A 24,572-nucleotide genomic window follows, 5' to 3' on the forward strand; every position below is an offset into this window, starting at 1 on the left:
ATCGACCAGCGCCCGCTCCGGGTCCTGCGCGTCCGACGAACGGCGCGCGAAAGCCCTGAATCAGTACTTGCCCCAGACGAACTTGGACGAAAGCGCGAAGTTCCAGACCGCGCCCAGGATGATGCCCACCAGCACCGCGACGACGTCGTGGAAACCCATGGCCTTGAGCACGGCGGCCGCGCCCACGTTGGTCAGCAGGCCCAATGCGCAGGCGAGCGTGAATTGCGCCCAGCCCTTGAGCAACGGCCCGAAGCCGCGCAAGCGCTTGTCCGAATAGGTCAGCTCGTTGTTGACGACGAAGTTGAACGTCATCGCGATCACTGCGGCGAGCGCGTTGGCGGTGTTGAACACCGCGCTCTCCGACCAGTTACCGTAGACGAAACGCTCGCCGAAGACGACGTGGAGCAGGATCCACAGCGCCGCGAACTGGACCACGACGCCCATCGCCCCGACGGTTCCGAACAGCGCGAAACGGGTGGGAATGATGCGCCCCAGCCACTTGTCGTAGAGGCCCACGAGAAATTCGAACACGACGGTCTGGTCCAGTTTGCTTTCGCCCTCGGCACGGGCCGCGAAATTGAGCGGAAATTCCTTGACCCGCAGAGGGGTATCGGAAGTCGCGAGAATGTCGAGCAGGATCTTGAAGCCCACGCCCGAGAGCCGGTGCGCATCGGCGCGCAGCAGCTTGGTAGGCAGCATGAAGAAGCCGCTCATCGGGTCGGTCAGCTCGACGCCGGTGACCTTGTTGGCAATCCGGTTGGCGAGCCCCGAAACCTTCACCCGGTCGGGCCGACCCCAGGCTTCGGTGCTCGCCCCTTCGGCGAAGCGCGAGGCATAGGCCAGATCGAAATCACCGGTCCTGAGCGCAGCAAGCATGCCCACCAGCAGCGCGGGATCGTGCTGGTGGTCGGCGTCCATCACCGCGACGAAGGGCGCCGCGGTGGAGCACATGCCCTCGATCGCGGCGCTCGCCAGGCCGCGCCGCCCGATGCGCTGGATGCAGCGCACGCGCGGGTCGGCCTGCGCGATCATGCGCACCTCGTCAGAGGTGCCGTCCGGACTGTTGTCGTCGACGTAGATCACCTCCCATGCGATTCCCTGAAGCTCGCGATCGATCCGCTCGACCATCGTCGCGATGTTGCGACGCTCGTTGTAGGTCGGAAGGACGATGGCAAGCTCGAGCGGCCGCAGCGCGGCAGCGGCGGGGATCTCGGCAACGGAAGAGGCGGGGTGCGAACCGGAAAGCGTCATGGATTGGAAACTACGTCGTGGGACTCGGGAAACAGGGCGAGGCTCTTACAGCCGCGCGAGCACCGCGTCACCGATTTCCTTCGTTCCAGCGCTGCCGCCCAGGTCGCCGCCCTTGATGCCATCTGCAAGAGCGGCGGCCACGGCGTTCTCGATACGCACCGCTTCGGCTTCGAGGCCGAACGAGTGACGCAGCAGCATGGCGGCCGACAGGATCGTCGCCATCGGGTTGGCAAGGCCCTTGCCCGCAATGTCGGGCGCCGAACCATGGATCGGCTCGTAAAGACCGTAAGTACCCTCGGCGAGGCTCGCCGAGGCGAGCAAGCCGATCGAGCCCACGCACATGCTGGCCTGGTCCGAAAGGATGTCGCCGAAGAGGTTGCCGGTGACGATCACGTCGAACTGGCCCGGGTTCTTGACCAGCTGCATCGCCGCGTTGTCGACGTACATGTGGCTGAGTTCGACCTCGGGGTACTCCTTGGCGACCTCGATCACCACGTCGCGCCAGAGCTGCGAGGTCTCGAGCACGTTGGCCTTGTCGACCGAGCACAGCTTCTTGCCGCGCGTCATCGCCGCCTTGAAGCCGGCGTGGGCGATGCGGCGCACTTCGTCCTCGGCGTAGGACATCATGTCCCAGCCCTGACGGCGGCCGTCCTCGAGCGTGCGCATGCCCTTCTCGCCGAAGTAGACGTCGCCGTTCAATTCGCGCACGATCAGGAGGTCGATCTTCTGCGCGACTTCGGGGCGCAGCGAGGTCAGGCCCTCGAGGCCCTTGAACACGCGCGCGGGGCGCAGGTTGGCGAAGAGACCCAGCTCCTTGCGCAGGCCAAGCACGGCCTGCTCGGGCCGCAAGTGACGCTCGAGGTGGTCGAGGTCGAAATCGCCGACCGCGCCGAACAGCACCGCATCGGCCGAGCGCGCGATGTCGAGAGTCGCCTCGGGCAGCGGGTGACCATGCTTGCGGTAGGCCCCGCCGCCGACGTCGCCTTCGACCAGTTCGAGACCCTCGAGACCGAGCGCCTCGAGAATGCGAACCGCCTCGCCCGTCACTTCGGGGCCGATACCGTCGCCTGCAAAAACCGCGATGCGCATGCCTGTCATCCTGCTGCTGTCTTAGTCTGAAATACGACCCAGCCGCTCGCGCAACTGGGTGCGGGCCGCCATAGCGTCTTTGCGGCGTTCGGCAAGCGGGTAGAGCGCCAGCTCGCGCCCGATCCTGTCAAAAGCGCCAAGGATCGCCGGCCAGTTTGTGTCGGTCGGACGGGGAACCGGCACGCCATAGCCCAGCTCACGCAGCAGCAGCACCTCGTAGGACAGGAGCGGCAAAACCCAGCCGCGCGCCGAAGGGGCAAGGCACACCGCATCGAGCAGCCCCTCGAGGGCCTCGTGCAGGGCGGGATAGGGCTGGCGCTCGGGCAGCGCCGCCGCGGTCAGCGTCGTCAGCCAGACCAGCGCGGCGGCGGGAAGCGGCTCGCCCAGCCAAGGCCCGCGCGAGCGCACCAGCTCCACTTTGGCAAAGGGCAATTGCCCTTCCGAACGCGCGCGCGCGTCGATCGCGACGATGTTACCGGGAATGAGGACCGGGCGCAGCGTGCGGCCTCGCGCGCCCGCGACGTAGGCTGCGACAATGCCCGCCTCGTGCGTCAGGAAGCGCACGATCGCGGCGGTCTCGCCATGCGCACGGATCGCGCAGACGATGGCTTCGGTCCGAAGTTCCATCAGGCAAGCAAGCCCGCCATCCCCTGCAGCACTCGCAGGGGATCAGGCACGCCCACAGCGATGCGCTGGCAGATCAGCCGCCGCGCAACTGCTTGGCTTCGATCTCGTCGAGACGGGACTTGAGCGCTTCGCATTCCGCGCGGGCGGTGGCGGCCATTTCCTTGACCGCCTCGAATTCCTCGCGGCTGACGAAGTTCATGTCCCCCATGAACTCCTTGGCCCTTTCGCGCATGCTGTCACGCGCTTCGCGGGTCATGCCGGCAAACGTGCCAGCAGCGCTGTTCATCATCTTGACGAAATCGGCGACAAAAGGGTTTTCGCTTTGCATGCAACCTAAATGGTACAGCCAGCCTCCGCGTGCAAGAGGCTAGGACGGCGTTCGCAGACCGGAATCGACAGCTCGCCGATCCCACCTGCGCGTGCAGGCACCCACCCTAGATCGTGTAGCGGATTTCGGCGCCCGATGACCGCACGCCGTCCTTGTCCGGATTGGCCTGAAGGAAAGCGAAGTTGAGATAGGTCGCGAAGGCCACCCACAGGAGATAGGGCACCAGCAGTAGCGCCGCCCGCGTCCGCACCCTCCAGAACAGCAAGATCGTGACGAGCACCAGCACGTCGAGCACCCCGATCACCACCAGAGCGCCGGTAATCCGATGCATCGCGAAGAAGACCGGCGACCAGGCTAGGTTGACGAGGAGCTGGACGACGAAGACCGCAAAAGCGATCCCCCGCCCGGGCGCCCCGCGCGCGGCGAGAACGATTGCAAGAGCCAGTCCGATCAGGACGTAGAGGATCGACCATACGATCCCGAAGGTCGCAGGTGGCGGAAAGGCCGCAGGCTTGACCAGCGAAGCGAACCAGGGGTTGTCGGGCCCGCTTTGCGCAAGGCGCCCCGAGAGAAACCCCAGCAGCACGACCGTCGGCACGCACACGAGCGCCCATCGCAGGAAACTGGCACGCAACTGACCGGAGGAGGCAAGCAGGTTCATAGCCGGAAGTTTCTCTCAAAATCGGGAACTGTCAAAGCCCCCGGCGACCAAAATCGATGAAATCTAATGCGTTAATTGATATGATTCACAAGCCGAAAACGGCGAACGCGCCTGCATCGGCCATTTTTGCTCGAAAACGGCTGCATTTTCAGACCGCTCCCGCGCCGCGCCAGGCCGAAACGAGGAACTCGACATTGCCTTCGGGCCCGGTGATCGGGCTTTCGACGATGCCCTGGATCGTCCAGCCCGCACCTTCGAGCCATTCGCGCACTTCCTCGCAGACCCGGTGATGGAGCGCGGGATCGCGCACGACACCGCCCTTGCCGACCTCGCCCCGGCCGACCTCGAACTGCGGCTTGATGAGGGCAACGACACGGCAATCGGGCGCAGCCAGTTTCAGGGGCACTTCAAGGACCTTGGCCAGACCGATGAAGCTCGCATCGCAAACCACCCAGTTGCAGGGCGCATCGATATGCTCGGGCGTGAGGATGCGCGCACTGGTCTGCTCGAGCACGGTGACACGCGGGTCCTGCCGCAGCTTCCAGGCGAGCTGGTTCGTCCCCGAATCGACCGCGAAGACCCGCGTTGCGCCGTTGGTCAGCAGGACGTCGGTGAAGCCGCCGGTGGAGGAGCCGATGTCCATCGCCACCGCGCCAGCCGGATCGAGACCGAAGTGCGCAATCGCATGCGCCAGCTTGATCCCCCCGCGCGAGACCCAGGGATGATCGCGCCCGCGCACCTCGAGCGGCGCGTCGGTCTTGAGCGCCTGGCCCGGCTTGGCGATCTTGGTTTCGCCCGAAAAGACATGCCCCGCCATGATCAGCGCCTGCGCGCGGGTACGGCTTTCGGCAAGACCACGATCGACCAGCAACTGATCGACGCGCAACTTGGCCGCGCCCTTCGCTGCAGCCTTGGAAGCGTTGCGCGGGTTTTCGGTGGATGGAGACTGGGACGCGTCGGACATGGGGCACTGCACACTTGAGAAGAGGCGCGTGTCATTCCATACCAGGCGCATGAAGGCAAATCCGCGTCGTCGCGCTCTCCCCACCCGTCTCGTTTCGATACCGGTGCTCGCTCTTGCAGCGCTGGCTTCCGGGTGCGTCCCGCCGCCCGCTTCGGCCCCCGCTCCCGCCCCGGCACCGACACCCGCCGCACAGCCCGTCCGCCCGGCCCCGCTCCCGGCAGCGACCGCCCTGCCCTCGCCGAGCAACTGGCGCGACGCGCCGATCACGCCCGGGACCTGGGCCTGGACCCCGAGCGGTCCGCGCTCGGTGGCGAATTTCGCCGCAGGCGCATTCGAGATGCGCTGCGACACACAAAGCGCGACGATCACCCTCTTTCGCCGCGCCAATGCCGCCGGAGCTGGACCGGCCAGTATGGCGATCACCACCATGAGCGGCACCCAGACCCTCGCCGCGCAAGTTCGGCAGGGCTATTTCACCGCGACATTGCCCGCCCGCAGCCCGCTGCTTGACCAGATGGCGTTCAGCCGCGGCCGCTTTGCCGTGGCGGTGAGCGGCCAGCCCACACTCTACATTCCCAGCTGGACCGAAGTTTCGCGCGTGATCGAGGACTGCCGCTAGTCGCCCTTAGAAAATCGGGCGCAAGTCGCCCGAACCGGCTTCCTTCGCGATCCCAAGAACTTATCCAAGAGGCGTCCCCTACGGCGGCGCCGACGGCTGCCTTGCGCGGTGAAAAGCACAAGACGAGCCTCCCCGTAAACAGCCTTTTCATCGCGCGGCTTAGCTGGGGAAAACTTGCGCGAAGCCCTGATAATGACGCGAAAAAACTTGATTGCAAGACTTGTGGTGCAATGCGGAATGAGCCACATTTTCCATTAGGACGACGGAACCCGGGAAACGCGCCCGGCGGTCACCGAAGTCCAGTCGCTCTCGGGCGGCGAACACTATGGCTCAACAGCGCGAAAGGAGGTGATCCGATGTCTCATGGTTCAGCATGGAGGTCGGCAATTTCCGTCGCGAGGCATTATCGCGCTTTCTGACGCGATAAAGGCTCTCGCCGGCGGCACTTCCGGCCGCTGACCATGTGAAAGGCCGTACCGGCATGCCGGTGCGGCCTTTCTCAGTTTCGGATTCCGGTTTCGTGCGCCGCCGTGGCTTTGGGACGGGTCGACTGGCATCGCTCCAGAAGCGCTTGCCTCCCCTCGCCCGACACGGCATGAGAACACGATCATGCAACCGCACGTGCACTCCACGCAAGAAAAGAGCCCGCTCCGAGCACCCAAGTGCCCGGAAACACTGGCCTGGCTGCCAACGCTTGCCTCTGTGATGCGGCGTGCTAAAGCTGAAACACCACGTATCAAAATTTCTTTTGGGTTGCGCATCGCGTAATTTTCATACAACTGCCCTTCGCACCCCCAAACAGAGGACAGAGTTTTCATGGCGACTTGCGCCGAAGCCGAGCTGACATTTTCGATCCAGCCCAACCCCGCCCCCGCGAGCGACGAGACGCGCGCGGCGGTATTGGCGAACCCGGGCTTCGGCACGCACTTCACCGACCACATGGTTACCATCGACTGGACCGAAGGCACCGGCTGGCACGACGCCACGATCGCCGCGCGCCAGCCCATCGCGCTCGATCCCGCGGCCGCCGTGCTGCACTACGCCCAGGAAATCTTCGAGGGCCTCAAGGCCTACAAGCAGGCCGACGGTTCGATCGCGCTGTTCCGCCCCGATGCCAACGCCGAACGCTTCAACCAGTCGGCCGAGCGCCTCGCCATGCCCACGCTTCCCGAAGATCTTTTCATCGCCGCGATCGAGAAGCTCGTCGAACTCGACAAGGGCTGGATTCCCGAAGCCGAAGGCGCCTCGCTCTACCTGCGCCCGTTCATGATCGCGACCGAGGCCTTCCTTGGCGTGCGCCCGGCCAAGACCTACAAGTTCATCGTCATCGCCAGCCCGGCCGGCAACTACTTCAAGTCGGGCGCGCCGGCGGTCTCGATCTGGGTTTCCGAATACACCCGCGCCGCGCCGGGCGGCACCGGCGCGGCCAAGTGCGGTGGCAACTACGCCGCCAGCCTCGTGCCCCAGGGCGAAGCGCTCGCGCGCGGGCATGACCAGGTCGTCTTCCTCGACGCCGCCGAGCACAAGTGGATCGAGGAACTGGGCGGCATGAACCTGTTCTACGTCTTCGACGACGGCACGATCCTGACCCCGGCGCTGACCGGCACGATCCTGCCGGGCATCACGCGCAAGAGCCTGATCGCCCTGCTGCGCGAAGAAGGCCTGACCGTGAACGAGGGCCGCTACAGCCTTGACCAATGGCGCGCGGACGCGGCGAGCGGCAAGCTGGTCGAGACCTTCGCCTGCGGCACCGCGGCGGTCGTCACCCCGGTCGGCAAGGTCGCAGGCAAGGACGGCGAGTTCACGATCGGTACCGGCGGCCCTGGCCAGCTGACGCGGAAGGTCAAGGACCGCCTCGTCGCAATCCAGCGTGGCCAGGCACCCGACACCCACGGCTGGATCCGCAAGATCGGCTGATCGCCGTCAGGCGACCTGCCACGAAAAAGCCCCGCCCGGCATCGCGCCGCGCGGGGCTTTTTCGTGGGAAATTCACGCGCGCCCCTTGCCCGCGCGTTCCGGCATGCCATCTGGAGGCCGATCCCCCCCTTCGGCTACGCGAGAACACCATGACCAGCACCGCCCCCTACCCCATCGGCACACCCGGCACGCCCTGGGGAGAGGCCGAAGTCCAGGCCTGGCGCGAATCGCAAGTCCGCCGCCGCCGCTACGCCGAACTTGTCGAACCGCGTATCAAGGCCCTCGCCGATCGCTTCGAGCTCACCGAATACGGCGCGCTCGACTATGCGGGCGAGCACTTCACGCTCTATGGCCTCGCCAGTGCCCCGCTCGACCCGGCCCTCCCGACCGCGCTCGTGACCGGCGGAGTCCACGGCTACGAGACCAGCGGCGTGATGGGCGCGCTTGAGTTCCTCGAGACCCGCGCGGCCGACTACGCGGGCAAGGCCAACCTCCTCGTCGTCCCTTGCGTCAGCCCCTGGGGCTTCGAGCGGATCAACCGCTGGAACCACGACGCGATCGACCCCAACCGCAATTTCAAGCCGGACAGCCCGGCGGCCGAATGCCGCGCGCTGCTCGATCTCGTCGCCGCGCGCAAAGGACCTTTCCTGCTCCACATCGACCTGCACGAGACAACCGACAGCGACGAGGAGGAATTCCGCCCCGCGCTGGCTGCGCGCGATGGCGAGGACTACGAACCCGACACGATCCCCGACGGCTTCTACCTCGTTGACGATGCCGAGAACCGCCAACCCGAATTCCACGCCGCGATCATCGAAGCCGTCGCCAAGGTCACCCACATCGCTCCCCCCGACGCGCAGGGCAACATCATCGGTTCGCCCGTCGTCCAGCCCGGCGTGATCGAATACCCTCAGGGCAAATACGGAATGTGCGCGGCGATCACCGGTGCGCGCTTCACCACCACTACCGAAGTCTACCCCGACAGCCCGAGCGCCACGCCCGAGCAATGCAACGCAGCGCAAGTCGCCGCCGTTTGCGCCGCGCTGGACTTTGCGCTGGCCTCGGCCTGAGGCAAAGCCGGCGATCAGTGCCCGGCTGCCGCCAACTCGCGGCGCGCCTGCGCCAACTGCGCCGCGAACACCGGATCGGCCTGGAGCCGCGCGAACGTGGCCGAGGCGATCACCCGCCCTGCCACGGTATCACTCTGCCAGTGGACCCGGCACACCACGCGGCTGACGCCGAAGTCGTAACCGCGCTGGAGCACCGCGTCGGCCCGGTCGGGCACCAGTTCGGCGAGGACCAACGCAAGCGTCCAGCCGATCGCGGTGTGGCCCGAGGGGTAGGATCCGTCATGGCGCAGCGCCTCCTCGTCACCCGGCGTGCACGAGCCGCCGCCATTCTCGACGAAGGGGCGCACCCGCTGGTAATTGTTCTTGGCCTTGTAGGTCGAGAGCCCCCCATCCGCCATCGCCCGGCGCAGCAGCATCTCGACGTGCGGCTTGCTGCCATCGCTGAGCGAGGTTCCCACCAGCGGCTCGAACGACTGCACGACGTGTGGCCAGTTGAGGTCCGCGTCCGAGGTCGCCAGTGTCAGACGTGCAGCGCTTGCCAACTTGGCCGCCTCGAAGGCCTCCTGGTCTGCGGCCTTGGCCGCGCTGCCCGCTGCAGGCGGTGGCGGCAGCAGCGCGAGACTGTCGGGCAAGGCGGCAGGTGGGAGGTAGCCCTTGGGCAAGGGAATGTCCTTGCTGAGAACCCCGACCTCCTCAACAGTCACGGGCGGCACCATCGCCGCTGCGGAGCCTTGCCCCGTCGACGTCGCCGCGGTCGTGCATCCGCCCAGGACCAGCAGGCAAGTGCCGACCAATTCCGTAAGAATCCATTTCGTTCGCATCGCCCGCCTATCCTTGACCTGCAGTCCAAAGCCCGCAGACTAGGTCAACCTAGGTGCCCCAGGCATCAGGTCTAACCCGCAGATCGGCCAGCAAGGCTTCGCCGGGACCCCGGCAATTCCCGAGACCGTCCAGCGGCTTGCCGCGGCCCGGACAGCTGGCACGTCCCCCTTGTTGCGCGAGCCTTGCAAACCTACCTAGCCTGCTCCCCTTTCCCGCGCGCGCTGCGCCGCCCCAACCAGGAGCCCCCGCCATGGCCGACACCCCCTACACGCCCCCGAAGGTCTGGACATTCGATGCACAGAACGGGGGCACTTGGGCGAGCATCAATCGCCCCACCGCCGGCGCGCGCGAGCAGAAAGAGCTTCCACATGGCGAGCACCCCTTCCAGCTCTACTCGCTGGGCACGCCCAACGGGCAGAAGGTGACGATCATGTTCGAGGAACTGCTCGCCGCCGGTGTCACCGAGGCCGAATACGATGCCTGGCTCGTCAACATCGGCGAAGGCGTCCAGTTCACGAGCGGCTTCGTCGACATCAATCCCAACTCGAAGATTCCCGCCCTGCTCGACTGTTCGGGCAAGACGCCGGTACGCGTGTTCGAATCGGGCGCGATCCTCTTTCACCTCGCCGAGAAATTCGGGATGTTCCTTCCCCAAAGCGGACCGCAGCGCACCGAATGCATGTCCTGGCTGATGTGGCAGATGTCGACTGCGCCGATCATCGGCGGCGGCTTCGGACATTTCTACGCCTACGCGCCCGAAAAGTTCGAATACCCGATCAATCGCTTCGCAATGGAAACCAAGCGGATCATGGACGTAGCCGATAAGCGCCTCGCGGAGACGCGCTACCTGGCTGGTGACGACTACACGATCGCCGACATCGCCGCCTACGGCTGGCTGGGCGGTTTCGTGCGCGGCGATGCCTACACCGACGCGGCCACCTTCCTCGACGTTGCAAGCTATGCCAACCTGATGCGCTGGGGCCTCGAACTGGGCGAGCGCTCCGGCGTGAAGCGCGGCCTCGTGGTCAACCGCGATGCGCCTGGCAAGATCCGCGAACGCCACAGCGCGGCCGATATCGACGCGATTTTCGGCGCCTGATCGAACCTTCTTCCGGCGTGGAAAGGCCTCACTATCGAAAAGGGCCTTTTCACAGCCGGGATAAGCGGCTAAGCGCGCACTCCCATCGCAAGGCACGACGCGGTCTTGACGATTCTGCTGGGGCGTAGCCAAGCGGTAAGGCAGCGGTTTTTGGTACCGCCATGCGCAGGTTCGAATCCTGCCGCCCCAGCCATTCTCGATTCTCACCACCTCTCAAGCCGTCCAAGGGCGGCTCTTGGAAATGGCGGAATTCCGCCATTTACCTAGGCCTTCGCGTCCCTCTACGTCCCGGGAGGGGGCCTTGCAGCTCGGCCCCTAGTTGGTCAATTTGTTGGTACGAAATCACCTATTTCCAATACCGGAACGCGTCTCAGGATTCGAACCTGTGACTTCGGGGGGAGTTGCCAACAATGCTCACCAACATTGCCATCAAGGCCTTCAAGCCAAAGGACAAGACCTACAAGCGCTCCGATGCTGCCGGGCTCTATATCGCGGTCAATCCCACCGGCTCGAAAATCTGGTACCTAGCCTACCGTTTCGGCGACAAGCAGAAGACGATCTCGGCCGGTCCCTATCCGAAGGTTTCGCTTCTGGCCGCCCGTGCCTGGCGCGACGAGATGAAGAAACTGCTGGAGTTGGGCCTCGATCCATCGGAAGAGCGCCGCCACGAGCAGCGTGAAGCCAGGATCAAGGCGCGCGGCGACGTGACGAACACCTTCGAGCATGTCGCTCGCGAGTGGCTGGAGACACGCTCGCTCGCCTGGACGCCGCGTTATGCCGATCTCGTCACCGGACGGCTCGAAAGCGACATCTTCCCCGTCATTGGCAAATGCAACATCGCGCACATTCGTCCGCGTGAAATCCTCGAGGCGATCCGCCGGATCGAGGACCGGGGCGCCGTGGAAATGGCCCACAGGGTAAAGAACCACTGCAGCGAAATCTTTCGCTACGCGATACCCGACGGACGCTGTGAAACCGATCCATGCCGTGACATCGGCCCCGCCTTGCGAAAGCCCCCGCCAACACGTCACCGCCCGAAAGTTTCGGCGCGCGACCTGCCCGCCTTCTATGCCCGGCTCAACGGTGATGATGGGGCCAGACTGAGCCATCTGGCCCTTCGCTGGACGATCCTGACGATGGTGCGCACGCAAGAGACCCGATTCGCCCAATGGGCTGAATTCGAGGATCTCGATGGACCCGAGCCGCTATGGCGTATCGGTGCCGATCGCATGAAAATGCGCAGCGAACACCTCATCCCCCTGCCCCGGCAGGCTATTCCGCTCCTGGAAGAAATCCACGAGCTCAACATCTTTCGAAAGGCGGGAAATCCCCGGCACGGCCGCTTCCTGTTCCCGGTTGCGGGGACGCGCAGCATGGTGATCAGCGAGAACCGCATGCTCGACATCATGTACAGGATTGGCCTGCGCGGCAAAGCGACGGTCCACGGCTTTCGGGGCCTTGCCAGTACCGTTCTCAACGAGAGCGGCCGCTTTCAGCCCGACTGGATCGAAATGCAGCTCGCCCATCAGCCGCGCGGGGTGCGCGCAGCCTATAACGCCGCGCAATATCTCACCCATCGCCGTCAGATGATGCAGTGGTGGGCCGACTATCTCGACAAGGCCGAAGCACGAGGAATGTCTGAGCGCGAGCACGTATCCAGCCCTTTTGGCTCGACCGCGCTCGAGACCTTTCCCCCGCTCAGAACGCGTAAGAGAGCTTGATCCTGCAGGTCGCCTCAAGCATCGCCATGGGGAGAATTCGCGAAACCGAAGGGGTCGCGCATCCAGGCCTCGACCTCGGATTCACGCCAGGCCGAGCAACGCGCAGAGATCTTGACCTGAGCCGGGAAAGCGCCGGCCTGGATCCTCCTGTAAAGCGTTGCTCGCGCAAGCCCGGTGCGTTCCATGACCGCGTGAAGACGCAGGAAACGTTCGGGCTTGGGCGCGGGCGCCGGGCAAAGCTCTTCTTCCTCGATCGGCTCTGGTTCGAATATGCGCCTCTTCGCGATCATTTCGACTTCTGCCCTTGGCGAAAGGCCCGGTCGGCATCGAGATAACCGGCAAGCATGGCCGGGATGAGTTCGGCAAGCTCAATCGGTTTGCCATAAGCCTGCGCATAGGCATTCGCGTAGTCTTCCAGGTCGCGATGAAGATCGGGAAGGATGCGGATCACAATCTTGACTGGCGTCGTTTCGGGAAGCTTGGCGAGACGTATGGCGCTCATTGCGCGTTCTCCTTTATCCAGGGTTCAAGAACGAGGTCCTGGCGCACGAGCAGGCGAACCGGCGCGCCGGGCCGCACTTCGATCGTCGGGGCGACGTCGAGATCGCGCCGGGTAATGCTGTCGCCAGCCCGACTGACGCTGCCTTGCGTGCCCTGCCGGATCGCATCGACAAGGTCGCTGTCGCCGCTCAGGCTCAATTCGGTTCCAACGCTCAGCAGCGTGGCAATCGCAGCCCCCTTCAACAGCCGGCCGGTATGCGCGTTCAGCTTGTCTTCGAGCCCGGCAAAGCCCTGCGGGTCGCTCGCTGGCATGTTATCAAGGCGCAGAGAACGCCCATCGGGCAGGACCAGACGCTGCCAGCCCAGCAGGGCCCGACTTTGCCCGTAGGTCACGTGTGAATCGTAGTTGCCAATGAGGCGCGATCCTTGTGGGATGAGCAGGACCCGGCCCGTGATGGTGTCGAAGACATTGCGGGTGACCTGAGCAATCACCATGCCGGGAAGGTCCGAATTTATGCCAGTCAAAAGGCTGGCCGCGATGACGCTGCCCGCCATGAGAACATGCGACGAGGCCGCAGGCTCGAGGACGTGGGCATTGCGGGTACTTCGCGTCTCGAGCTGGCGCGCAAAGCCTTCCTTGCCGGATGCGACGGCAGGTTCGCTTCCCTGTTTCTCGGGGACTGCGGCTTTATCGGCATGCTGGACATCGGAGGCTGGCACCTCAGGAGGGGACGAAGGCGCGGGATTTACGTTCGTCAGCAAGGGCGACTGGCGAGCCTTGCGCAGTTGCTCCTCTTTTTCCTGACGTGCTTGCTCTCGTTCCTGCGCGACCCGTTCGGCTTCACGAGCCGGCTTTTTTTCCTGCGCGCGCAGGATGGGACGGCCCAGATCCCCGGGCAAGGCCGGACCAAGCTTCGCAGCCTCGCCATAGTTTGACGGCAACGCATCGAGTCCATCGTCAGCGGGCTTGCGGTTAGCCTGGGCCAGATTGGCAGGAGGCTCTTTCCTGTCCTCCTCATGCGAACTCAGCGCGTATCCTGTAACCCCAGCAAGAACCAGTGCAGCGACCGACGCGCCGCCGATAACAAGCTCCTTCTTGAAGCGTTGTGCCAGAGGCAAGGGTGCCCTGATCGCGAGACTTTCGGGGTCGACCTTGCCCGCCTTGGCCGCGATATCATTACCCGCCTCTCGATCGCGGACCGACCCATTGCCTGGATCGCCAGTGTCACGTGTTGCAGGTCCCCCGACACCGGCCTCGAGAGAGGATGGCAGCACAGTTCCTTTTGGCATTTGCGACTGTGAGCCTTCATCCATCATGGGCGCCCTCCCCGCGTGATGCGCACGACCTTCTGGTCCTTGGTCCCCAAGCGCAGTTCGGCAGTCTCGAATATCCTGTCGACGATGTAGAAGCGCCCCTTCATGCGATAGTTGACCAGTTCGGCCTTCCCGTGCCCATCGACCAGGAACAGAGGCGGCGCTTCACCCTGACCGATCGAGGCCGGGAATTCGATGTAGGTCCGCGCGCCATCGTCGAAGGCGCGCACCGGGCGCCACGTCGCATGGTCCCCCGTGATCACATAGCCGAAGTAGAGCTGTTCAACGCCGATGCCCTGCGCGACCGGCGCGACCGGCGCGCTCGCCTCTGCTGCCTTTTTTGCCCGCGCAACCGCGAGCAAGGCATCGAGCGGATACGTCCAGGCCAGCGCCGTCATGCCATCCCGCTCGGCGCTCGTAAGCTCAAGATGGTAGGTCCGCCTGTTGGTTGTGATCACCAGATTGGTCGACAGACCTTGCGTGAACGGCTTGACCAGCACGTGGGTCTGCTCGGCCTCACCCTCCCCGCTTCGCGTGTCGCCAATGATCCAGCGTGCGGTATCGCCCGCAGCAACCGCGATCAGCCCTTCGCCCGGCTGGAGGGCAATATCCGTGATCATCCCGGGCTGGGTAGGTACATGATAGACCGCCCCGTCAGACCACAGAAACATCTGGCGCGCATTCATGTAGTTCGCGAGAGCAGGCTCCACCGGCTTGCGTACGCCCACGGCTGAGGGAATGGAAACGGCCTGGGCTGGCGTTACACCGACGACAAGCGACACGATGGCAGCGATACAAGGCTTCATGGCTTCACCTCCGATAATGTAGGGGACAGATCCGGCGTCGCGCCAAGCCGCGAGGTTGGCGAGTGTTCGCTCGTCAGCGGGCTTTGCTGTGTTGGTCCATCGCCAGCGGGCTCGAGTTCGCGGCTCCAATCGATCCCGTCGACATAGAGCCCAAGCGGGTTGCGCCTCAGGGTTTCGCGGTCGCGCGGCGCCTTGCGCACAACGGTCACCATGGCCGTCCAGTGCTCTTGGCCAGATGGGCTTCCGTGTTCATAGGCCGTTTCGACCCACTTGACCTGGAACGACTGCTGCGAAGCCCTGACGACGCTCGTGATCTGGACTGTGACCGTTCGCTCGCCGATCCGTGTCAGCGCGCCCGACTGTCGGGCATAGGCACTCAGGAAGGCGCCCCCTCTCTGTGTCGTGAAATCATAAGCCTCGAGCCACTGACGCCGCATGACGACCGGGTCGAGCGAAAGGGCCCGAACGTGCTCGACGAACTTGCCTAGCGCCCAGGCGATTTGCGAGTCACTTGGTGTGTAGTCGACTTCGGCTTCGCTGACCGCCCGTGGTTCGCCAAGCCGGTCGACCGCGACGACGTAAGGCACGACCCGGCTCTGGAGCGATTGCCACAGCAGGCCGGCCGTCATGGAGCACGACAGCCCCAGACATCCAAAGGCCATGAGGCGCCAATTTCGGGCCTGAACGCGGGCCGAGCCGATGCGCTCATCCCATAGCTGGCCTGCGCGCTGGAAAGGCGTTTCGGGTTGGGGAGTTCGGCCGTATGCCTGAAGGCTGCGTTTGAAGCGCATGGTTCAATCGTTCCTTTCGCTGATGTCGGGAGAGATGCCACCGCCGCCGCGATCGCCTTGTTGAATTGCATGGACAGCCATTTGGCCGCGATGGCGCGAAGCTTGCTCTGCGCGAAGGCTCCTCGCCCACTGCGGCGCCGTCTCACCGCCGCCGGAAGCCGGCGACGGTGAGTTCGTATTCTGGTAAGCTGCTGCGCCCGCCGCACGGCCGCGCGAAGCGGCCTCGGAAAGCCCAAGCGTTTGCGAGACGCGTTGGCGGACGGAATTACCGGTAGCGCGCCCCACACCGCCAAGGCCAGCTTTCACGCTGCCATCCGAGCTCTGCTTACCAAGCGAATAGGCACTCGAGGTCGCCGCCCCCATCGACGTCCCGGCACGAATCGAACCAAGAGCACCGCCTCCCAGCATCCGTGCGCCTGCAAGACCGCCGCCTCCTGCAAGCATACCAACGCCGCCGGCGCCAAGCGCCGTCCCAAGGGCCGCTCCGGCTCCCAGTTGCGGCGCACCTGCGGCAAGACCACTTGCGACAGACGGCGCGAAGATGCCCAGACCAAAAAGCGCAAGGCTCGCAAGGACCAGGCTCATGGCCTGGGCGATGTCGGGCTCCTGCCCTTCGAGCGCGCCGGCGTACTGCTCGAAGAAGCTCGAGCCGATGCCGACGATCACGGCGAGCACCATAACCTTGATGCCCGAGGAGACGACGTGGCCCAGCACGCGTTCAGCCAGAAAGCTTGTCCGGTTCCACAACGCGAAAGGCACGAGAATGAACCCGGCGAGGCTCACCAGCTTGAACTCGATCACGCACACGAACATCTGCACGGCAAGAATAAAGAAGGCGAGAATGACGAGCAGCCAGGCGACGAGAAGCACGGCGATCGTCAGGAAATTGTCGAAGAAGCTCGTGAACCCGAGCAACTTGGCGACCTGATCGAGCATGGGCCATGCGGCGGAAAATCCCGTGCCAGCCAGATGTCCCGGCTTCAGGAGATCCTGCGCCGAAATCGTCCCTCCCCCGGCCGTCACCCCGGCTTGCGCGAAAGAGGCGAAGATCACCTCGGAAAGCGTCTGGAAATTGTTGATGATATAGGAGAACGCGCCGACAAAGAGGATCTTGCGAACGAAGCGCCCGAGAACGTTGTCATCTCCGCCAAGCGTCCAGAACAGCGCGGCCAGCGTCACGTCGATCCCGACAAGCTTTGCCGTCAGGAACTGAACGTCGCCCCCCAGGAGTCCAAATCCACTGTCGATGTAGCGCGTAAAGGCGCTCAGGAACTGATCGATGATATTAAGATCATCCATGACGTCAGAATCCCTTCGGGTTGATCAGTAAGGATGGATCCGCGTGACCCGGACCGGGGAGCAAATCCGGGCCACGCGGCGCGGCGACGGGGAGGACGAGCGCCACCGCTGTCTCGTTGATGTCAGTCCGGCGTGTAGGCGTTGCCTGAACCAAGGAACCGGGACGTCGCCGCCTGGGCCTGAGCCGAAGCCTGGGCGCGATTGGCCTGGGTGATCGCCTCGGCCCGAAACTGCGCCGCCATCATCTGCTGGATCTGGAACTGCTGCTTGGCCGCGATCGCGAGGAGCTGGTTGGTCGCCTGCTGGGCCTGCAACGCCCCTTCCGCGTCCTGGCTACGCTCCGCCACTTTGGCCAGATCCTGCGCGTCATCCTCGATCGTCTCGGCGATCTGCGCCTGGACGCGGGTAGTATGGCGGTAGGCCTGCACTTCAGTCTCAAGCCGGGTGCGCGCGGCAGCCACCTCATCGTCGAGCTTCAACGACGGACTGAAGGCATCCGGATAAAGCGCATCGAACTGCGTCTCGACGCGCGCTGTACTGAACTGGATGCCCTGGGCCTCGTTCATGAGTGCCTCGATCTGGCGCAGTGTACGGTTGAGTGCATCGAGTTCGGGAAAATCGATGCGCGAGAGGTTTTTCGCCTGATTGGTCAGGCTCTGTGCCTCGTTCTGGAGCGATGTGATCTGGTTGTTGATCTGCCGTAACGCGCGGGCCGCAGAAAGAACGTTCTGGGCATAATTCGAGGGGTCGTAGACGATGATCGCCTGAGCGGACTGGAGCGGGACCGTAAAGCCGGCTGCCACGACAAGCAGTGCAACTGCGCTGCGCAGCGCTCCAAAGGAGCACGAAGAACAACGGTTCATTGGATTTCTCCTGACTGGTTGGGATACCGTGCGCAGGTGCGCGTTTCCCCTGGCCAGTTCTGGCCAGGGAACGAGGCGAGATAGTCGATTGCCCACTGCGCGCTGGTTCCTTGCAGGAACCGGGCGAGAAACGGCGTGCCTCCGGCCTGAGTAAGCAAAGTGTCGATACGCGCCTGACTGGCCGGATCCGACGCGCCGCAAAGCGCAAGCGCCAGCGGACCAAGCCCGAGTTCGAAGAGACGATTGCCGCGCGCCGATTGGAGATAGTAGTCCCGCTTGGGCGTCGCCCGGGCGAGAAGATTGATCTGACGTGCGTTCAGCCCGAAGCGTTCGTAGATTTCCCGGCTTCCCGGTTCGAGCGCGCGGTCATTGGGCAGGAGAATACGCTGGGGACAGCTTTCAAGGATCGCGGGCGCAATCGGGGAATTTGCGATGTCGGAAAGACTCTGCGTCGCGAAGAGGACCGATACGTTGCGTTTGCGCAGAACCTTGAGCCATTCGCGAATACGCGCAGCGAACAATGGGGAATCGAGGAAGATCCAGGCTTCGTCGAGGACCAGCAACGTCGGCCGTCCATCGAAGCGTTCCTCGAGGCGATGGAACAGGTAGTTGAGGACGGGCGCCACGGCTCCCGAGCGCCCCATCAATCCGTCGGTCTCGAAGCAATGCAGGTCCGAGAAATGAAGCGCGTCGTCGCTCGCATCGAGCAGCGCGCCATACGGGCCGTCGATCGTATAGGGCGAAAGTGCCGTTCGCAGCGACGAGGATTGAAGCAGCAGGCACAAACCGGTGAGCGTTCGCTCCGCTGCTGGCGCTCCCGAAAGACTGGTTAGCGCCGACCAGACCTGGTCCTTGATCTCCGGCGTGACGGTCACGTTTTCCTGCGCGAGCAACGCTGCGATCCATTCGGCAGCCCAGCCTCTTGCCGACAGATCATCGATCCTGCGCAGCGGTTGAAAGGCAAGGCCGCGGCCAGGTCCCTCGCCAGCCCCCAGATCTTGGTGCACCCCGCCGCAGGCAAGCACCATGGCACGCGCTGAAAGCCCCTTGTCGAAAACATAGATCTGCGCATCTCGATAGCGCCGAAACTGCATCATCATGAAAGCCAGCAGCACCGACTTTCCGGCGCCCGTCGGTCCCGCCACAAACATGTGTCCGACATCGCCGACATGGGTAGAAAGCCGAAACGGTGTCGAGCCGGACGTGCGCGCATGGAAGAGCGGACTGGCGCGCAGATGCGAATTGCGGGCCGGACCTGCCCAGATGGCCGAGAGAGGCATCAGATGCGCTAGGTTGAGCGTGTGCATCAACGGCTGGCGAACGTTGGCGTAGACATGGCCTGGAATTGACGAGAGCCAGGCCTCGACCGCGTTGACACGTTCGCGCACCGTGGTGAAACCGAGGCCTCCAAGCACCCGCTCTATCTGACGCATGCGCTCGTCGACGGTTTCGCTCTTCGAAGCCGTCAGCGTGATCGTCGTTGCCATGTAGCCAAAGGCCACATGATTTCCTCCCAAGGCCTGCAAGGCGAGATCTGCATCGAGGACCTTGTTGTCCGCATCGCTATCGAGCAACTGGCTCGGCGTGTTGTAGAGAACCTCGCGCAGCATCGTGCCAATGGACTTGCGCTTGTTGAACCATTGCCGTCGCAGGCGGGTCAGGGCCCGGGTCGCTTCGTCCTTGTCCATCGCGATGAAGCGGGTGACCCAGCGGTAGGGAAAGTCGAGGCCGTTAAGCGCGTCGAGGAGCGCGGGACGGCTGACATTTGGGTAACCAAGGACCGATAGAGTTCGCAAATGCCGACCGCCAAGTTGCGGCTCGAGCCCACCGACCAGCGGCGTATCGACAAGCACGGCGTCGAGATACATCGGCGTTTCGGGGACACGGACCGAATGCTCGCGATCCGAAATGGTCCGATGCAAAAAGGTTAAAAGCTCGCCGTTCTCGAGCGCCCGGACTTCAGGCATGAACCCTGCGAACAAATCGAGCGCGCGATCCGTCTCCGCCGTAAAATTCGCCATGGCCACTCGCCAGTCGCGTGCCTTGCTCCCATCTCCCGTTTCCAGGAAGTGCCGCCCAGCCGCGTCCTCGCTGTCCGCAGGTGGCATCCAGGTCAGACTGAGGTGGAAGCGGCTTTCGAAATGACGTCCTTCAGCCGTGAATGCCGCGCGCCGCTCCCGATCCACGAGCCAGCTTGCAGGATCGGGGAAGTCATCATCGGGATAGGCCATGGCTTCACGCCGCTCGGCCTCGAAGAACAGCGCCCAGCCCGAACCGAAACGACGCAGCACGTTATTGGCCCGCGCTGCGACCGCAACCAGGCCAGCTTCGGTCGTCGATTCCAGATCCGGACCACGAAACGAGAGGACACGCAGGAAACTGCCATCCTTATTGAGAACGATGCCGGGGGCAACAAGCGCGGCCCATGGCAGATGATCGGCCAGACGCCCTGCCCGGCTCGCGTATTCGCGAAGGTTCAGCATGGAAAATACCCCTTCTGGCGAAGGTGGCGCAGAAGGACCGGCGCGAAATGCGGGTCGCGGCGCGCGGCAAGGACCGAGAGGCTATGCCCGCAGGCCCAGATGACGAGGCCGGCCAGCCACTGCTGCAATCCCAGGCCCACCGCCATTGCCAGCGTCCCGTTGACGATGGCGAGACCTCGCGGTGCCCCCGCCAGCAGGATCGGAACGGAAAGGCTTGCATGGACAGGGACCTCGAAGCCCTCGGGCTGGCCAGCCGTGCTCATGCGATCAGCGCTCCGCCGCCAAAGCTGAAGAATGAGAGGAAGAAGCTGGATGCCGCAAAGGCGATTGAGAGCCCGAATACGATCTGGATCAGCCGGCGAAAGCCCCCTGCCGTCTCACCAAACGCCAGGGTAAGACCAGTCATGATGATGATAATGACCGCAACGATCTTGGCGACAGGCCCCTGGACCGATTCGAGAATCTGCTCGAGTGGCTCCTCCCAGGGCATGCCCGTCCCCGAAGCCCATGCCGGAACTGCGAGGCTGAGGCCGACTGCCGATGCAAGAAGGGCCCTCGCCGGGCTTGGCAAGGTGCGAAGCGTGATTGAACGTGAAATCATGGCGTCATTCTCCTTTTCGTGTGGGGGAAACGTGCATGTCGGTAAGGCTGTATTCGGCCGTGACCGGGTCGAGACCGTCGACCCGCACGACCTCGCCGATCCGCCGGAAGCGGCCGCGCCCGGCGATGAAGACAACTATGTCGATGGCATCGGCGATTAGATGGCGCGGGACCGTCACGACAGCTTCCTGGACCAGCCCTTCAAGCCGTCGCAGGGCAGCGGCCGCGCCATTCGCATGTATCGTCGCAATCCCGCCGGGATGGCCCGTATTCCAGGCCTTGAGCATGTCGAGTGCTTCGCCCCCGCGCACTTCGCCCACCACAATCCGGTCTGGCCGCAGGCGCAGGGTCGAGCGAACGAGATCCGAAATCGATACCGTTCCGGCCCGCGTGCGCAACGCAACGGTATCGGGCGCTGGACATTGCAGTTCGCGGGTATCTTCGATCAGGATAATGCGCTCACCAAGCGCCGCCATCTCGGCGAGCAGCGCGTTGGCCAGCGTCGTCTTGCCCGAAGAGGTTCCGCCAACGATCAGGACATTCGAGCGTTCGGCCACGGCGAGGCGTAATATGTCCGCCTCTTTCTTACCCATGACCGCATCGCGTACGTAGTCTTCAAGAAGATAAACCCGAGAGGCCGGTTTGCGAATGGCGAAGCACGGCGCGCTCGTGACCGGCGGGAGCACCCCTTCAAAGCGCTCACCCCCGCCCTGTTCGCGCAGCGGCAGTTCAGCGGATACGATCGGCCGGGTGGCATGCGCTTCGCTTTGGATATGGCTTGCAACGAGCCGGACGATCCGCTCCGCCTGCTCGGGATCGATGCGGATGTCTGTATCGACCCTGCCCTCCCCGAGCATGTCGACGCGCAGCGCCCCATCAGGATTGACCATGATCTCAATGACGCGCGGATCCCGCAGCGCAGCCACGATTGCAGGCCCCATGGCACTCTCGAGCATCGCCCGCAGGCGCGCATGGCTCTGACCGGTCCTCAATGACCTGCTCCGGGGGCGAGCGTTCGCCGCCCCTGCCCAACCTGGCGGGCGACTTGAGCAAGGAAGGCCTCGAAACGCCTGGCAGCTGCCGCGCGGCCAGCCTTGTCATCTTCGGCAAGCGGCGGATGGATCGCGAGTTCGTAGCGAATGAACAGCGCGAGCGTCTCAAGTTCGATCTGGCTGTCGCGCTGCAACCGTTCGAGCAAGGTGGCGATGCGATCGAGTCGCCGACCAAAGCGCTCGTCGAGTTCAGACCGCGCTTGCCGATCCAGCCAGGCGGTCAACGCCTGAGCGAGAATATCTGACTTCGAGGTACCGGGCTGGCGAGCGAGTTCGACGAGGCGTTCGCTCGTTGACCTGGGCAAGAAAAGCTGGTGGCGGACTTTGGCGGCCATGGTCACAGTTCCAGTTCGAACTGCTGCGCGCGCTCGGCGCCCATCGTATAGGTCGCATTGACCAGGCGCTGCTGGACCATCTTGTCCATCGCCTGCTTTTCCGCTGCGAAATTGTCGGTTTCGTCGAGCCCTAGAAGGTCATCGCTCACTTGCGGTTCGACACTGGCGTGATCCGGCTCATCATCGGGCTGGCGCTGCTGATCGACGCCGCCATCGTTCTGCTCGCTGACTTTTGCATCATCGGAAATTTCACACGATGAGGCCGAGGCGTGGTCGTCCCGCGCCAATCTTTGATCAATCGAACGCACCTCGTCCTGCCAGTCGGATGAACGACTTTCGGGGCTGTCCGGATATTTCCCTTCCCCCAAAGCTGGCGGAGCCTGAACGCGCCGCGTGAATGCGCTATCTTGATAATAGCGCAGCTTTTTGGCCCGGATCGGCGGCATACCCGAAACCAGCACGAGTTCGTCGTCAGGATCGAGTTGGAGTATTTCGCCGGGCGTCAGGAGCGCCCGCGCGGTTTCCTGTCGGCTGACCATGACGTGCGATAGCCAAACGGCGAGCCTGTGCCCGGCGTAATTGCGCATCGCGCGCTGCTCGGTTGCCGTGCCCAACGCATCGGAAATGCGCTTAGCGGTCCGCTCGTCGTTTGCCGCAAAGGCAACACGGACATGACAGTTGTCGAGGATGGAGTTGTGCTCTCCATAAGCCTTCTCAATCTGGTTGAGGCTCTGCGCGATGAGGAATGCGCGCACGCCGTACCCTGCGAGAAATGCGAGGCTCGTCTCGAAGAAGTCGAGACGCCCGAGTGCTGGAAATTCATCAAGCATAAGAAGCAGGCGATGGCGTGTCTTGGCCTTTTCATCAGCCTTGCGATCACCAGGCAGCTCTTCGGTGAGACGGCGTCCGATCTGGTTCAGAACGAGCCGGATGAGGGGCTTTGTGCGGCTGATGTCAGAGGGGGGCACGACGAGGTAGAGCGAAACCGGGTAGTGCGCCTCGACCAGGTCCGCGATGCGCCAATCCGAGGCGGACGTCATCGCCGAGACGATGGGGTCGCGGTAGAGCCCCAGGAAGGACATCGCGGTCGAAAGCACGCCCGACTGTTCGTTCACCGACTTGTTGAGGACTTCGCGTGCGGCCGAGGCCACTACCGGATGAACGCGCGGCTTCTCCTCGCTACCGAGATGGTTTGTCGCCATCATCGCGTGCAACGTCGCGACGAAGCTGCGCGAAGGATCGGACAGGAACATTGCAACGCCCGAGAGCGTCTTGTCCGCTTCCGCATAAAGAACGTGAAGGATCGCCCCGACCAGCAACGAATGGCTGGTCTTCTCCCAATGCCCGCGCCGCTCCAGTGCCCCTTCGGGATCGACGAGAATGTCGGCGATGTTCTGTACATCGCGCACTTCAAAGAGGCCGCGCCGCACCTCGATCAACGGATTGTAGCGCGCTGAGTGGGGGTCGGTCGGGTTAAAGAGCAGGCAATGCGAGAAGCGCGAGCGCCATCCTGCCGTCAATTGCCAATTCTCACCCTTGATATCGTGGATGACGGCCGAGCCGGTCCAGCTCAGCAGCGTAGGAATGACAAGACCCACGCCCTTGCCAGACCGGGTGGGCGCAAAGGCCATGACATGTTCAGCGCCGTCATGGCGCAGATAGCCCCGGTCTAGGCGACCGAGGAAGACGCCGCGGTCAGCCAGTACACCGGCCGCACGAATATCCCGGCGCGTAGCCCAGCGCGCCGAACCATAGGTGGTAACATGGCGACGTTGGCGAGCTCGCCAGACCGACCCCGCGACAGCCGCCGCAAAAGCCAACAGCCCGCTTGCAGCCGCCATTGCGCCAGCCGTTTCGAAAACTTCCGGCGCGTACGCTTCAAATTGGAACCACCAGACGAACAGAGACCAGGGCCTATAAACACGCAAACCGGCAAGATGGACCACCGGGGATCCCAACTCGGACTGGTATGCGAGCTGAGCCGCAGCCCATTGGGTTGCGGCCCAGACACCACAAAGAATGACGAGAAAAACGATGGCCATCTGGCCGATCAGCAGCTTTGTCGGGGTCATGCCTGTCTCCAGAGTTCACGTACGGGTCGTGAATCTGAAACAGTTTCCCTCGAAACCCTTGGACCAGGCAGCCCTGCTGTGGGGTCAGACCATACCTTTGCGGTGACGATCAACCTGCGACGAACGAGCGCAAGGACCTGGCGCGGCAGAACACGCAATTCACTGGGCTCGGTCGCTGCGCCGCTCGATGCCGACGTCAGGAATGACTGTGCAACATATGGCCCCCCCTAGAGCCATTTGATCGTGGCCTTTTGTCATCGCAGCGCGATCAAAATGAGCCTCACACCA

Annotated in this window: 25 protein-coding genes and 1 tRNA gene; 6 read left to right on the top strand and 20 right to left on the bottom strand. The window is 63.8% G+C overall.

Annotated elements, in window-relative coordinates:
• Positions 1–60: 60 nt before the first annotated feature.
• The 6 genes from HT136_RS09520 to HT136_RS09545 form a co-directional block, all read right to left on the bottom strand.
• Positions 61–1,251 carry a glycosyltransferase gene (locus tag HT136_RS09520; protein ID WP_214199517.1) on the bottom strand — a complete coding sequence of 397 codons (1,191 nt, stop codon included), beginning with the start codon at positions 1,249–1,251 and terminating at the stop codon, positions 61–63.
• 45 nt (positions 1,252–1,296) lie between these two features.
• A complete protein-coding gene (gene leuB / locus HT136_RS09525; protein WP_214199518.1) occupies positions 1,297–2,340 on the bottom strand; it encodes a 3-isopropylmalate dehydrogenase in 1,044 nt (347 codons plus the stop codon).
• A gap of 21 nt (positions 2,341–2,361) precedes the next feature.
• A complete protein-coding gene (gene recO, locus HT136_RS09530) occupies positions 2,362–2,967 on the bottom strand; it encodes a DNA repair protein RecO (protein WP_214199519.1) in 606 nt (201 codons plus the stop codon).
• 73 nt (positions 2,968–3,040) lie between these two features.
• Positions 3,041–3,295 (bottom strand): accessory factor UbiK family protein, encoded by a 255-nt coding sequence (locus tag HT136_RS09535; protein ID WP_214199520.1) that lies wholly within the window; start codon positions 3,293–3,295, stop codon positions 3,041–3,043.
• A gap of 106 nt (positions 3,296–3,401) precedes the next feature.
• Positions 3,402–3,956 carry a TspO/MBR family protein gene (locus HT136_RS09540; protein ID WP_214199521.1) on the bottom strand — a complete coding sequence of 185 codons (555 nt, stop codon included), beginning with the start codon at positions 3,954–3,956 and terminating at the stop codon, positions 3,402–3,404.
• A 148-nt stretch (positions 3,957–4,104) separates the two neighbouring features.
• Complete coding sequence (locus HT136_RS09545; protein ID WP_246543513.1) at positions 4,105–4,920, bottom strand: TlyA family RNA methyltransferase; 816 nt, start codon at positions 4,918–4,920, stop codon at positions 4,105–4,107.
• A gap of 49 nt (positions 4,921–4,969) precedes the next feature.
• Between HT136_RS09545 and HT136_RS09550 the strand changes: the two genes are divergently transcribed.
• From HT136_RS09550 to HT136_RS09560, 3 genes are all read left to right on the top strand, one after another.
• Positions 4,970–5,539 carry a hypothetical protein gene (locus HT136_RS09550; protein ID WP_246543515.1) on the top strand — a complete coding sequence of 190 codons (570 nt, stop codon included), beginning with the start codon at positions 4,970–4,972 and terminating at the stop codon, positions 5,537–5,539.
• Positions 5,540–6,355: 816 nt separating this feature from the next.
• Positions 6,356–7,456: a branched-chain amino acid aminotransferase gene (locus tag HT136_RS09555; RefSeq protein ID WP_214199522.1), complete on the top strand. Its 1,101-nt coding sequence runs from the start codon at positions 6,356–6,358 to the stop codon at positions 7,454–7,456.
• 149 nt (positions 7,457–7,605) lie between these two features.
• Positions 7,606–8,526 carry a M14 family metallopeptidase gene (locus HT136_RS09560; protein WP_214199523.1) on the top strand — a complete coding sequence of 307 codons (921 nt, stop codon included), beginning with the start codon at positions 7,606–7,608 and terminating at the stop codon, positions 8,524–8,526.
• A gap of 14 nt (positions 8,527–8,540) precedes the next feature.
• On the opposite strand, the gene HT136_RS09565 is transcribed toward HT136_RS09560, so the two are convergent.
• Positions 8,541–9,230, bottom strand: coding sequence for an acid phosphatase (locus HT136_RS09565; RefSeq protein ID WP_343222152.1), 690 nt, complete (start codon positions 9,228–9,230; stop codon positions 8,541–8,543).
• A gap of 368 nt (positions 9,231–9,598) precedes the next feature.
• Here HT136_RS09565 and yghU point away from each other — a divergent pair, with 368 nt between their 5' ends.
• The 3 genes from yghU (at position 9,599) to HT136_RS09580 (ending at position 12,168) form a co-directional block, all read left to right on the top strand.
• A complete protein-coding gene (gene yghU / locus HT136_RS09570) occupies positions 9,599–10,447 on the top strand; it encodes a glutathione-dependent disulfide-bond oxidoreductase (RefSeq protein ID WP_214199525.1) in 849 nt (282 codons plus the stop codon).
• A gap of 118 nt (positions 10,448–10,565) precedes the next feature.
• Positions 10,566–10,640 (top strand) — tRNA-Gln (locus HT136_RS09575).
• A 217-nt stretch (positions 10,641–10,857) separates the two neighbouring features.
• The gene (locus HT136_RS09580; RefSeq protein WP_214199526.1) at positions 10,858–12,168 is read left to right on the top strand and encodes a tyrosine-type recombinase/integrase; all 1,311 of its coding nucleotides are present in this window, start codon (positions 10,858–10,860) and stop codon (positions 12,166–12,168) included.
• Positions 12,169–12,182: 14 nt separating this feature from the next.
• Here HT136_RS09580 and HT136_RS26270 read toward each other — a convergent pair whose 3' ends face one another.
• From HT136_RS26270 to HT136_RS09645, 13 genes are all read right to left on the bottom strand, one after another.
• Positions 12,183–12,458, bottom strand: a complete 276-nt coding sequence (locus HT136_RS26270; RefSeq protein WP_214199527.1) for a helix-turn-helix transcriptional regulator — start codon at positions 12,456–12,458, stop codon at positions 12,183–12,185.
• The gene (locus HT136_RS09590; RefSeq protein ID WP_214199528.1) at positions 12,455–12,670 is read right to left on the bottom strand and encodes a DUF2274 domain-containing protein; all 216 of its coding nucleotides are present in this window, start codon (positions 12,668–12,670) and stop codon (positions 12,455–12,457) included. The genes HT136_RS26270 and HT136_RS09590 overlap by 4 nt, the downstream gene beginning before the upstream one ends.
• On the bottom strand, positions 12,667–13,986 hold the full coding sequence (locus HT136_RS09595; RefSeq protein WP_246543517.1) for a TraB/TrbI/VirB10 family type IV secretion system protein: 1,320 nt from the start codon (positions 13,984–13,986) through the stop codon (positions 12,667–12,669). Before HT136_RS09595 ends, HT136_RS09590 begins: the two co-directional genes overlap by 4 nt.
• On the bottom strand, positions 13,983–14,789 hold the full coding sequence (trbG, locus tag HT136_RS09600) for a P-type conjugative transfer protein TrbG (RefSeq protein WP_214199529.1): 807 nt from the start codon (positions 14,787–14,789) through the stop codon (positions 13,983–13,985). The genes HT136_RS09595 and trbG overlap by 4 nt, the downstream gene beginning before the upstream one ends.
• Positions 14,786–15,580 carry a conjugal transfer protein TrbF gene (trbF, locus tag HT136_RS09605; protein ID WP_214199530.1) on the bottom strand — a complete coding sequence of 265 codons (795 nt, stop codon included), beginning with the start codon at positions 15,578–15,580 and terminating at the stop codon, positions 14,786–14,788. The genes trbG and trbF overlap by 4 nt, the downstream gene beginning before the upstream one ends.
• Before the next feature lie 3 nt (positions 15,581–15,583).
• A complete protein-coding gene (gene trbL / locus HT136_RS09610; protein ID WP_214199531.1) occupies positions 15,584–16,879 on the bottom strand; it encodes a P-type conjugative transfer protein TrbL in 1,296 nt (431 codons plus the stop codon).
• Positions 16,880–17,001: 122 nt separating this feature from the next.
• Entirely contained in the window at positions 17,002–17,742 is a 741-nt protein-coding gene (gene trbJ / locus HT136_RS09615) for a P-type conjugative transfer protein TrbJ (protein WP_214199532.1), read from the bottom strand.
• Positions 17,739–20,225, bottom strand: a complete 2,487-nt coding sequence (gene trbE, locus HT136_RS09620; RefSeq protein WP_214199533.1) for a conjugal transfer protein TrbE — start codon at positions 20,223–20,225, stop codon at positions 17,739–17,741. The genes trbJ and trbE overlap by 4 nt, the downstream gene beginning before the upstream one ends.
• The gene (locus tag HT136_RS09625; protein ID WP_214199534.1) at positions 20,219–20,488 is read right to left on the bottom strand and encodes a VirB3 family type IV secretion system protein; all 270 of its coding nucleotides are present in this window, start codon (positions 20,486–20,488) and stop codon (positions 20,219–20,221) included. The genes trbE and HT136_RS09625 overlap by 7 nt, the downstream gene beginning before the upstream one ends.
• A complete protein-coding gene (locus HT136_RS09630; RefSeq protein WP_214199535.1) occupies positions 20,485–20,826 on the bottom strand; it encodes a TrbC/VirB2 family type IV secretion system protein in 342 nt (113 codons plus the stop codon). Before HT136_RS09630 ends, HT136_RS09625 begins: the two co-directional genes overlap by 4 nt.
• Positions 20,827–20,830: 4 nt before the next feature.
• Positions 20,831–21,781, bottom strand: coding sequence for a P-type conjugative transfer ATPase TrbB (gene trbB, locus HT136_RS09635; RefSeq protein ID WP_214199595.1), 951 nt, complete (start codon positions 21,779–21,781; stop codon positions 20,831–20,833).
• 32 nt (positions 21,782–21,813) lie between these two features.
• Positions 21,814–22,212 carry a CopG family transcriptional regulator gene (locus HT136_RS09640; protein ID WP_214199536.1) on the bottom strand — a complete coding sequence of 133 codons (399 nt, stop codon included), beginning with the start codon at positions 22,210–22,212 and terminating at the stop codon, positions 21,814–21,816.
• Between the two features lie 2 nt (positions 22,213–22,214).
• Entirely contained in the window at positions 22,215–24,284 is a 2,070-nt protein-coding gene (locus tag HT136_RS09645; RefSeq protein ID WP_214199537.1) for a conjugal transfer protein TraG, read from the bottom strand.
• Between the last annotated feature and the right edge of the window lie 288 nt (positions 24,285–24,572).

It is taken from the genome of Novosphingobium profundi, from assembly GCF_018491765.1.
GTDB lineage: Bacteria > Pseudomonadota > Alphaproteobacteria > Sphingomonadales > Sphingomonadaceae > Novosphingobium > Novosphingobium profundi.